We start from the raw sequence: 10,373 nt of genomic DNA, 5'->3' as shown, positions 1-10,373 counted from the left end.
GCCCGGTTCCTCGGTGCGATGAAGACCCGTCTGGAGGAGGGTCAGTTCGAGGCCTCGCTCGGCCTGTGAGCGAGGCCGGAGGCTCTCCCGGGAGTCGTCGCGTCGTCATCACCGGCGCGTCCGGTCTGATCGGCAGCGCGCTCTCCACCTACCTGGTCGCCCGCGGCGACCGGGTGGTGCATCTCGTGCGTCGCGAGGCACGCACCGCGTCCGAGGTCGAGTGGGACCCCACCACCCGTCACCTCGACCCCGGCGCACTCGAGGGCGTCGACGTAGTGGTGCACCTGGCCGGGGCAGGCGTCGCCGACAAGCGGTGGACGGCGGACTACAAACAGCTGATCGTCACCTCTCGCACCGACAGCACCACCGCCGTCGCCACGGCGGTTGCCGCCCATGGCAGCGCCGTGCGGCTGGTCAACGCGTCGGCCGTCGGGTTCTACGGGACCGACCGGGGTGATGAGGTGCTCACCGAGGACAGTCCCGCCGGTGAGGGGTTCCTCGCCGAAGTGGTCCAGGCATGGGAGTCGGCTACCGATCCCGCCAGCGCCGCCGGTGCTCCGGTCGCCATGTCGCGAACCGGGTTGGTCATGTCGCGCGGAGGCGGTGCGTTTGCTCCGCTGGTACGGCTCGGCCGGCTGGGTCTGGCCGGATCCCTGGGCTCGGGAAAACAATACTGGCCATGGATCACCCTGGACGACGTCGTACGCGCCCTGGTCCACCTCGTCGACCATCGTGAGGTCGTCGGCCCGGTCAACGTCGTGGGACCTGACCCGATGCGTCAGAAGGCGGTCGTCGACGAGCTGGGTCGACAGCTGGGCCGCCCCACCGTTCTCCCGGCCCCGGCGTTCGCGCTCCGGATCGCGCTGGGCGAGTTCTCCAGCGAAGTCCTCGGTAGCCAGCGGGTGGTGCCGACGGCGTTGCAGGCGAGCGGGTTCGAGTTCGTCCACGGTGACCTGGCGAGCGCTGTCACGACCATCCTCTGACCCTGTCGACTCGCCTGTGCGCCCCCCCGGGCGCAGGGGGTCATGGCGGGTCATGGCGCCGACACGTCGGTGAGGCGCCAGGCGCCGTCCACGACCTGGAGGTGATAGTCGAGCGGCAGTCCTGCGGTGGCCGTCTGCTGCTCCCGGCTGCCGTCCTGGTGCAGCACGCTGTACGCTCCCCGGTCCACGACCGCGCGTAGCACGGCCACGGCCGGCTCTCCGTCGGACACCGAGAGAACCTGGGCCGACCGCACGGGGAACGTCAACCCGACATATCGCTGGCGGGCGACCTTGACGTGTTCGATCATCGCGGCGTCGGTTCGATAAGCCGCGGATACGGAGGGTTCGGCGCTGAGCAACGCGCTGGGGTCCACGTCCTCGAGCGCCGAGGCGCGCACCTCGGCGAGCCGCTGCAGGACTACCGCCGGGTCACTGGACAGGACCCCCGTCAGGCCCGTGGCCTGGGTGCTGCCTGCGGTCCGAGAGGCGCCTGACGTCCCGGAATGGCCTGAGATACCTGTGGTCTCAGAGGTGCTTGCGGTGCTTGGGGTGTCGGCGGTGCTTGGGGTGTCGGCGGTGATGGTGGCGACGTCGGGTCCCCCGGCAAAGGCGACGAGACCGCCTTCGTGACCACCGGCGACTTTGAGTAGTCCGAGGAGCGCGCCGGCCAGGACCAGCCCGCCCAACGCCACGATGACCAGCCGGGTGCGGGACGTCAGACCGACCCGGGTTGGCCGGACCCGTCGAAGTATCTGCACGCGGCGCGCTCGTCGTGCTTGCCGCTCGCGGTCCCGCTGCACCCGGCGCAGCTCGGCTCGGCTGCGGGTCTCCGCCGCCTCACGGCGCAGGCGGTTCGTCACCGCTGCAGCGGGATCGAGGTGGCGCCCGACGAGCACCACCGGCTCGGGAAGTGCCGCCCGGTAGACGGCGAGAGCGGCCGTCGCCGCCGACGGCCGCGCCGCCGGGTCGCTGGCGAGCAGCCGCAGGAGCACGGGCCGCAGCTGGGGACCGACCGCGGCGGTGATCTCCTCGAGCTCCAGCGCCACCGCATCGACGGCACCCGCGCGGCCGGACTGCGGTGAGCCCGACCCGCGTGCCCACCCGACCCAGCCCGGCGGTGTGGCTCCTCCGGTCCGCGCGAACCAGATCAACGCTCCGAGTGCCCACACGTCGCTGGCCTCGCTGGGCAGGTCTCCGGCGAGCACCTCGGGAGCCGTGAAGCCCGTCGTCCCCACCGGAGGGTTGCTCTCGGTGTCGCCCGGCAGCCTCGCCGAGGTGAGGTCGGCGAGCATGGGCTTGCCCGAGATGGTGAACAGGACGTTGCCGGGGGAGACGTCGGCGTGCACGATACCGGCCCGATGCAGATGGGCGAGTGCGGTGGCCAACGGAGCCACGACGGTCACGACCTCACCGACGGGCACAGTCCCCCGCAACGCGACGACGTCGTGCAGGCTGCCACCATCGGCGAGGTCCAGGACGACGGCGACTCCTCCGTCAGGGAGCACGAGTCGCTCGCGTGCCCGAACCACGTGCTCGCTCGTGACCAGGGCAGCCACGTCCAGCTCGCGGGCCCCCTCCCCTGGTGCGTCGGAGCCGGCGGAACACAGCTTGATGGCGACCTCGTCCCCACCGGCAGTCGCACGCGCGGACCAGACGCTGCCCGACGCGCCGCGCCCCAGAAACGTTCCGAGGTCATAACCCGGAACCTCCGGTGGCAGGTCCCGGTCGAGTGTCGCGAGGCTGGCGAGGGTCACCAGACCATGCTGCTCGCCTGGAGCCCACCGGCCAGTGAGTTGTCCACAGGTGGCCCGCGTCAAAGCCCACCTGACGATGGTGCGGGCTCGCGTAACGCGTAAGAAGAACCACCGGAGAGCCGCCGGCCGTGATCGAGACGCGGAACTTCCCGGCACAGGCGAGAGCCGCTTTGCTCGGTCGGTGGTCCCCGCGAGGGTGGGGCCATGACGAGAGAAGTACAGATCACGTCCTCGATGGAGGCCGGGTTCATCACGATGCACGACCCAGAAGGCAACGAGCTCGATGACGAACCGCTTACGGCAGCCAGCTATCGACATCGGTACGTCCTGATGACGCCCGAGCCGCCCTACTCTCAGCCTGTGGTCACATCCGTGCTGGTGGTCGAGGACGACCCGACAGTGTCGGGCGTGCTCGAGGCATACCTCGTCCGTGCCGGCTTCACCACAACCGTGGCAACGGACGGCCCCAGCGCCCTGGCGGACTGGACCCGAACCCGCCCCGACGTGGTGATCCTCGACATCATGCTGCCCGGCATGTCAGGCCTGGAGGTGTTGCGCCGGCGCCGCTCCGACGACGACACCGCGGCGGTGATCGTCCTCAGCGCCCTGGGCGACGAGGACGACCGTGTGCTCGGTCTCGACCTCGGCGCCGACGACTACCTCGTCAAACCGTTCTCGCCGCGTGAGGTGGTCGGTCGCGTCCAGGCACTGCTGCGCCGGGCCGAACGCCTCGCCGCCGCGACCTCCGGGCAGCAGCTTGTCCCCCGTCGCTTGACGACTGGCGGCCTCAGCCTCGACCTGGCCGCACGGCGGGTCACCCAGGACGGCGCGGACATCTCATTGACTCCCCGCGAGCTCGACCTGTTGGCCTACCTGATGAGCCACCCCGGCCAGGCCTTCACCAAGGAGCAGCTGATGCGCCGGGTGTGGGGCTGGGACTTCGGCGATACCTCGACCGTCACCGTGCACGTGCGACGGTTGCGCGAGAAGGTCGAGGACGACCCGTCGGACCCGCGCCTGGTCGTGACCGCGCGAGGGGCGGGCTACCGGTTCGACGGTCCGGTCGTCACCGAGGACTCGACGGTGGGGGGCGAACGTGGGTGACATGGCGGCGATCGTCATGGCAACGGTGCTCGTATGCCTGGTGACCGCCGCGGTGGGAGCCCTCGCCCTGCACCTGGTCAGGAGGCGTTCGCTCGTCTGGTCCGTGGTCGTCGCCGCGCTGATCCCCCTGGTCGCGGTCAGTGCGTCGATCCTGCTCAACGTGCAGCTGATGTTCATCTCGACCCACGACTCGACGGCCGTGTCCGTCGCGCTCGCCTGCGCGAGCGTCATCGGCGTGCTGCTGTCGCTCGTTCTCGGACGGCGGGTCGCACAGGGCTCCCGGTCCTTGACCCGCGCGTTGCGCGACCTGGGCAGTGCGAACCGTGACGAGGCATCCCCACAGTCTTCAGGACGGCCGTCGGGCGCCCCTGGGGAAATCGCTTCTCTCGCGACCGAGCTCGAGCTGACACGACTTCGCCTCGACGAAGCGCAACGTCGGGCGACCGCGCTCGAGGACAGCCGCCGAGAGCTCGTGGCGTTCATGTCGCACGATCTGCGTACACCGCTGGCGGGACTTCGTGCCCTCGCCGAGGGCTTGGAGGACGGCGTCATCCAGAACCGACCCGCCGCCCTCCGTCAGATGCGACAGACCGTGGACCGGATGACGGGACTGGTCGGAGACCTCTTCGAGCTGTCTCGGGTCAACGCGGCTCGTTCGTCGCAGTCCCGCACGCGGTCGATGGTGAGCCTCGTCGAGCTCGTCCACGACGTCACCGCCGAGCTCGACGCTCACGCGCGACGGCGTGGAGTGACGGTTCGGGTCGAGGTCGAACCGGGAGACGACCGGCTCGCAGTCGTCGGCATCGCCGACGATCTGGCCCGCGCCCTGACCAACCTGCTCGGCAACGCCGTACGCCACACCGCGCCCGGTCGTGAGGTCGTCGTGTCGGCCGACCGCGGCGAGGACGGCCGGATCCACGTGAGCGTCACAGACGGGTGTGGCGGAATCCCCGATGGCGATCTCGAACGCGTCTTCGACATCGGCTGGCGCGCTGCTCCCGAGCGGAGTAGCACCGACGCCGGCGCGGGCCTCGGCCTCGCCATCGCCCGCGGGGTCATCGAGTCCCACGAAGGGTCGATCGACATCCAGAACGTCCCGGGGGGTTGCCGGTTCGGCGTGACCCTGCCTCAACAACCGGTGAGCGACTCGGCCTGACGTCGCAGGTTCTGACGCACCACGGCTCAATGAGGCGAAACCGCGATCAGCTGATCTGGTGTCAGGCGTGGTCAGCGGGGACGCCGAGGTCGCTCACGCCTGCGGCGAGGGTGATCGTGGCTCGCCAGCTCAGCTCCGTCGCAGCGCGCTCGCTGGACGCGGTGATGTGCCGGACGTCCCCGAGCCGGAACTCCCCGGTCACGACCGGCTCCGGCCCACCGCGGGTCCCAGCGAGAGCCCGGGCGACGTCGCCGATCGTGCTCACCACACCCGAACCCACGTTGTAGGCGCGATGCGTACCCGGCTCGATCGCCGACGTCCCCACGGCCACAGCGAACGCCTCGGCGACGTCCCCGACGTGGACGAAGTCCCGTCGCTGGCCACCGTCCTCGAACACCGTGGGCGCTACGCCACGATCCAGAGCAGAGAGGAACATTGCTGCCACCCCCGAATAGGGAGTGTTGCGCGGCATACCCGGCCCATAAACGTTGTGCAGCCGCAGGGAGACAGCAGTTCCGCCGGTCTCTCGCGCCCAGACCGACGCGAGATGCTCCTGCATCACCTTCGTGGCGGCATAGGTGTTGCGAGGGTCCAGACCCGACTCCTCGGTGACGAGACCGGGGACGAGTGTCGCGCCACAGATGGGGCAGGGCGGATCGAACACCTTGCGCTGCAACGCCTCCCGCGTCCGGGGACCAGGCGGGACCACACCGTGATCGGCGCAGGAGTAGTGACCTTCGCCGTAGACCACCATCGAGCTGGCCTGGACGAAGCGCGGGACGTTCTGGGCCGCAGCGGAACGAAGTACGACGGCAGTGCCGAGGTCGTTGCTGGAGACGTAGTCGTCCATGTCGTCGATGTCGACGCCCAGTCCGACCTTGGCCGCGAGGTGGACGACTGCCTCCGCGCCCGAGAGCACCTCCCGGACGACTGCACTGTCACGAACGTCACCGACGACCAGCGGCACGCCGAACGTCGCGAGCCTCGAGGTCGCACCCTTGCCGCCGTCCCGGTGGACGTCGGCGCGGAGGTCGTCGACGGCCGTCACGGCATGGCCGTGGGCGAGCAGCGCTGCCACCACAGGGATCCCGATGAACCCCGCTCCTCCGGTGACGACGACACGCAATGGGGCCGCGGCTCGCGGCCCACTCGTGGTCACGCAACCTGACCGGGTGTCGTGCCGGGCGTGATGACGTCGACAACGCGGCCCCCGGTCGAGCTGACCCGCGCTGCGTCGATGACGGCCAGGACATGGACGGCTCCATGCGGGTCCACCGGCATCGCCGACTGGGGGTCGTCTGCCACCAGGGCCGCGGCGACCTCACGGTAGAAGTCCGCCTGGTCGCCGCCGAGACCCACCACGGGCTCGCGCTCGTCGCCGCGCACCAGCCAGCCCAGGTGCTGTGGGTCCGCCGGCAGGAACTCGGTGAACGCCGTGGACTCGAGCCCGAGAGCGCCGACGACGTATGCCGCGCTGGTACCCAGCAGGCGTACCGAAGGTCCGGGAGCGGCGGCCAACGACGTCGACCCGAGGTGGCAGACGACACCCGACTCATGCCTGCAGCTGAGGAAGGCGGTGTCCTCGGAGAAGGTCGTATGGGCGGCGAGCTCGGCGTACACGGAAGTCACCGGGCCGAACAGCTGGACCGCCTGGTCGACGAGGTGGCTGAACAGGTCGAGCAGCACGCCGCCGCCTTGCTCGGGTGCGGCATTTTCCCGCCACCGGTCTTTGGGAACCGGGCGCCATCGCTCCCAACGCAGCTCGGCCCGCACGATGTCGCCGACGGTCCCGTCGGCAACCACCCGTGCGAGAGTGCGGAACTCCGGGTCGTATCTCCGGTTCTGGAACACGGTCAGGGGTATGCCTGCCGCCGCCGCGGCGTCGACAGCCTCGAGCGCCTCGCACGCGTCCACTCCGAGCGGCTTGTCGACGACCGCCGCCAGGCCCGCTTCAGCGACCCGGTGCACCTGCTCCACGTGCACGTTGGAGGGCGACGCGAGGACGACGACGTCCAGCCCGGCCACAGCCAGCAGTGCGTCGATGTCGGGGACGACGACGGCTCCCGGGACATCGGTGGCGACCTCGGCGGCCCGTCCGGGGTTGCTTGTCGAGACGGCCACCAGGTCGAGGCCCGCCTGCTGGATCAGCGGCGCGTGGAACCCCTTGCCGGCGCCGCCGTAGCCGACCAGACCCACTCGCGTCATCGAGTCACCTCACTGACCTCGTCCGGTTCGGACGCCTCCTCCGAGGGCGGTCTATCGTCGGAGATCCTCGGTTGATGAACCTTCGACGGTTCCTCGCCCGTCGTGGGCTCGGTCGCGTTGTGCGGCTCTTGGGTGAGGCGAACCGCCGCCTTCTCGTGCGCACCGGCGCGTGGGATGCCGAACGGCCACCAGATCCGGTCGCCGAGGTCGTAGGAGAGCGCGGGCACCAGGAGGCTGCGGACGACCAGGGTGTCGAGCAGCACGCCGAACGCCACGATGAACGCGATCTGCGCGAGGAACAGGATCGGCAGCACCGCTAGCGCCGAGAACGTCGATGCGAGAACGACTCCCGCGCTGGTGATCACCCCGCCCGTGACCGCCAGTCCGACGAGGATGCCGGGTCTGGTCCCCCGAACCCGAGACTCCTCGCGGACCCGCGTCATCAGGAAGATCGAGTAGTCGATGCCGAGAGCGACGAGGAAGACGAACCCATAGAGCGGCGTCGAGGGGTCGGAACCGGGGAACTTGAAGATGTGGTTGAACACGATCGCGGAGACGCCAATCGTCGCCCCGAACGACAGGACGTTGGCCGCCACCAGGAGCAGTGGCGCGCCGAGCGATCTCAGCAGCAGCGCCAGCACGACGAAGATGACCCCGAGGATGGTCGGGACAATGACCTTCAGGTCGTGGTCGCTGGCCTCGCGGACGTCGAGGTTCGAGGCGGTACTTCCTCCGACGAGGACGTCGGGAGACACCTGGTCGAGGGTGGTCCGCAGGGTGTCGATCGTGTCCTCCGCCTCGACGCTGTCAGCCGCGGCGACCAGGGTGGCCTGGATGACGACCTGCCCGTCGACGACCTTGGGCGGTTGACCAGGAGTCGTCCCGATGACCGGGTCGCGCACACCGTCGACCGTGCCGAGGACCCGGACGACCTGCTGGGCCTGGGCTTGGGGCGCCACGATCTGCACCGGTGAGCCGGAACCCGCCGGAAAGTGCTTGGCCAGGACCTCCTGCCCGGTGACCGAGTCGACGGAGGTGAGGAACAGGGCGGACTGGGTGACCCCCTTGGCCTGGAACGTCGGCACGAACGCCGCGCAGGCAGCGAGCAGGACAAATGTGGCGACCCAGGTCCGTCGCGGGTGGGCGCCCACCATCCGTGCGACCCGTCCCCAGACTCCCTTCTGTGTCACGCCGTCATTGACCGCGTGGTCGACGCGTGGGACCTGGGGCCAGAAGATCCGCCGGCCGATGAGCAGCAGCACGGCGGGCAGGAACGTGAGCGAAGCGACGAAGGCGCCGGCGATCCCGAACGCACCGACCGGGCCGAGGCCCTTCGTGCTGCCGAGCTCGGAGAGCCGCAGGCACAGCAGCCCGATGATGACCGTTGCCGCGCTCGCTGCGATAGGTTCCACGGCCGCCCTCCAGGCCGTCTTCATCGCCTCCCACGTCGACTCGTGCTCGTGCAGCTCCTCCTTGTATCTCGCCACGAGCAGCAGGGAGTAGTCCGTCGCGGCACCGACGACGAGGATCGACAGGATCCCCTGACTCTGGCCGCTGAGGTCGATCGAGCCGTTCTTGGCCAGCGGGAAGATCACCAGGACGGCAAGGGACAGCCCGAAGACCGCGGTGATCAGGACGGCGAAGGGCAGGATCGGGCTCCGGTAGACGATCAGCAGGATGACGAAGACGACCCCGAGGGCGACGAGCAGCAGGATTCCGTCGATGCCGGAGAACGCGATGACGAAGTCAGCGAAGAACCCTCCCGGCCCGGTGACATGCACGGCCATGCCTGCCGGACCGAGCTGCGCGGCGCCGGCGCCCCGCAGCGCCTGAGCCACCTCGTACAGCGCGGACTTGCCGCCGACCGTGTCCTGGGCCTTGTCCGCGAGGAACGACACCGGCACGAGCACGGCCTGCTTGTCCTGGCTCGGGATGGCGGCGCTCGGTGGCGCCTGCAGGAACTCACCCACCGTGCGGGACTTGTCCTCGGGCAGCGGCAGCGTGGGGATGCCTTTGACGAAGCTGGAGATGGCCGCCAGGTCGCTCGTGGTGAGCCCGTCCGTGCGCTCGATGACGATGAGATAGGGCAGCGTCTTGGTGTCGGTGGCCTGCTGGACGACGGTGCTCACCCGCGCCGACTCGGACGAGGGCGGCAGGAAGTTCGCGTTGTTGTTGGACTGCACCTCGGACAGGCGCCCGACGAGCGGGCCGCCGATCCCTCCGATCGCGAGCCACGCGAGAACTGCGAGAGCGGCCACGATGCGTACCGCCTTGCGAGCACCCTGCTCAGGGGTTCGACCGCCCGGGCTGGTCTGGTCGGACTGCTCAGCAGAGCCAGCGGGTTCGGCTGTGGTCTCGCTTGTCATGTGCACATCATGCGGGAGGGGGGCTGCGCCGGCATCCGGGGCGACCCGGGGACTTACCCTGAGGGTATGCGCGTGGTGCACCTCGGTTTTGCCCCAGAGCTCGTTGACTACCAGGACGCCTGGGATGCGCAGCGCGAGCTGCACGCCAAGGTCGTGGCCGGTGAGGAACCAGACACGACTTTGCTGCTCGAGCACGTCGCGGTCTACACGGCCGGCAAGCGCACTGAGCCGCACGAGCGTCCGCTGGACGGCACGCCCGTCATCGACGTGGACCGGGGCGGCAAGATCACCTGGCACGGCCCCGGCCAGATCGTCGGGTACCCCATCGTCCGGCTGCCCGCCCCGATCGACGTCGTCGCGCACGTCCGGCGGCTCGAGGAGCTGATGATCCGGGTGTGTGCCGACTTCGGTGTCGACGCCGCGCGCGTCGAGGGGCAGAGCGGCACCTGGGTGCTGGCCGACGAACGGGGGCCGAACCGCAAGATCGGCGCCATCGGCGTGCGGGTCAGCCGGCAGGTGACGATGCACGGCTTCGCGTTCAACTGCGACCCTGACCTCGGCTGGGCCGACGTGATCATCCCGTGCGGGATCGTCGGTGCCGGGGTCACGTCGTTGTCGAGGGAGCTTGGCCGGGATGTCCCGGTGCCCGAGGTGCTGCCGCACGTGGAGAAGCACCTCACCGACGTGCTCGGCTGAGCTCTGGTTGCCTGACGCCGAGGCACGACACGTGACCCACGTTCCGAGTCACTCGGTGCGTCTCGAGGTCGTCGAGCAGCGGGCGACCCCGGCGATGGAATACCGCCGA

At 69.8% G+C, this 10,373-nt stretch carries 8 protein-coding genes; 4 read left to right on the top strand and 4 right to left on the bottom strand.

Features of this window, described 5'->3' with window-relative positions:
* Positions 1-65: 65 nt before the first annotated feature.
* Positions 66-983, top strand: a complete 918-nt coding sequence (locus ABI385_RS13030) for a TIGR01777 family oxidoreductase (RefSeq protein ID WP_348104179.1) — start codon at positions 66-68, stop codon at positions 981-983.
* A 50-nt stretch (positions 984-1,033) separates the two neighbouring features.
* Here the strand turns inward: ABI385_RS13030 and ABI385_RS13025 are convergent, their stop codons facing one another.
* Positions 1,034-2,737, bottom strand: a complete 1,704-nt coding sequence (locus tag ABI385_RS13025) for a serine/threonine-protein kinase (RefSeq protein WP_348104178.1) — start codon at positions 2,735-2,737, stop codon at positions 1,034-1,036.
* Between the two features lie 204 nt (positions 2,738-2,941).
* On the opposite strand from ABI385_RS13025, the gene ABI385_RS13020 reads away from it, so the two are divergent.
* Both ABI385_RS13020 and ABI385_RS13015 read left to right on the top strand, forming a co-directional pair.
* The gene (locus ABI385_RS13020) at positions 2,942-3,841 is read left to right on the top strand and encodes a response regulator transcription factor (RefSeq protein ID WP_348104177.1); all 900 of its coding nucleotides are present in this window, start codon (positions 2,942-2,944) and stop codon (positions 3,839-3,841) included.
* 1 nt (position 3,842) lies between these two features.
* Positions 3,843-4,997: a HAMP domain-containing sensor histidine kinase gene (locus ABI385_RS13015; protein ID WP_348104176.1), complete on the top strand. Its 1,155-nt coding sequence runs from the start codon at positions 3,843-3,845 to the stop codon at positions 4,995-4,997.
* Between the two features lie 61 nt (positions 4,998-5,058).
* Here ABI385_RS13015 and ABI385_RS13010 read toward each other — a convergent pair whose 3' ends face one another.
* Genes ABI385_RS13010 through ABI385_RS13000 form a run of 3 tightly spaced genes read right to left on the bottom strand, consistent with a single transcriptional unit; the run spans position 5,059 to position 9,568 of the window.
* Positions 5,059-6,156, bottom strand: coding sequence for an NAD-dependent epimerase/dehydratase family protein (locus ABI385_RS13010; RefSeq protein ID WP_348104175.1), 1,098 nt, complete (start codon positions 6,154-6,156; stop codon positions 5,059-5,061).
* The gene (locus ABI385_RS13005; RefSeq protein ID WP_348104174.1) at positions 6,153-7,202 is read right to left on the bottom strand and encodes a Gfo/Idh/MocA family oxidoreductase; all 1,050 of its coding nucleotides are present in this window, start codon (positions 7,200-7,202) and stop codon (positions 6,153-6,155) included. Before ABI385_RS13005 ends, ABI385_RS13010 begins: the two co-directional genes overlap by 4 nt.
* Positions 7,199-9,568, bottom strand: a complete 2,370-nt coding sequence (locus ABI385_RS13000) for an MMPL family transporter (RefSeq protein ID WP_348104173.1) — start codon at positions 9,566-9,568, stop codon at positions 7,199-7,201. Before ABI385_RS13000 ends, ABI385_RS13005 begins: the two co-directional genes overlap by 4 nt.
* A gap of 66 nt (positions 9,569-9,634) precedes the next feature.
* Between ABI385_RS13000 and lipB the strand changes: the two genes are divergently transcribed.
* Positions 9,635-10,264 (top strand): lipoyl(octanoyl) transferase LipB, encoded by a 630-nt coding sequence (gene lipB, locus ABI385_RS12995; protein WP_348104172.1) that lies wholly within the window; start codon positions 9,635-9,637, stop codon positions 10,262-10,264.
* Positions 10,265-10,373: the final 109 nt, after the last annotated feature.

It is taken from the genome of Lapillicoccus sp., assembly GCF_039935575.1.
In the GTDB taxonomy this organism is placed as follows: Bacteria; Actinomycetota; Actinomycetes; order Actinomycetales; family Dermatophilaceae; genus Lapillicoccus.
Note: the sequence above shows the minus strand (reverse complement) of the source record. Positions and strands in the feature narration are given on the sequence as shown.